Genomic DNA, 388 nt, shown 5'->3' on the forward strand with positions numbered 1-388 from the left:
CTCATCTACAATTTGAGAAATTTTTTTAAATTGGTAAAAAGCAAAATAACAGCGGGAACTCAAATACAACTACTTATGATTGTCTTATCTTCTTTATCTTTTCCCTCAAAAATAACATGGCTTAGAAGCGAGACAATAACTCGCTTCTAAGCCATGTTATTTAATTAATTGGAAGTGTGGAATTAGATAATTATTTTTGACCGCCATTCATCTGTTGCTGGGCCATCTGAACTAATCGTTTTGTGATCTCGCCACCAACAGATCCATTTGAACGAGATGTTGCGTCAGCATTTAAGTTAACACCAAATTCTTGTGCAATTTCATATTTCATTTGGTCTAAAGCCTGTTGTACGCCAGGTACTACTAATTGGTTTGAGTTATTGTTATT

Annotated in this window: 1 protein-coding gene; it reads right to left on the bottom strand. The window is 34.3% G+C overall.

Going from position 1 to position 388, the window contains the following annotated elements; translation table 11 throughout:
• Positions 1 to 190 precede the first annotated feature (190 nt).
• Positions 191 to 388: small, acid-soluble spore protein, alpha/beta type (locus ACHABW_RS26015; RefSeq protein ID WP_435759943.1), on the bottom strand; the 198-nt coding region annotated here is incomplete at its 5' end.

Source organism: Salipaludibacillus sp. CF4.18 (assembly GCF_051262595.1).
GTDB lineage: Bacteria > Bacillota > Bacilli > Bacillales > Salisediminibacteriaceae > Salipaludibacillus > Salipaludibacillus neizhouensis.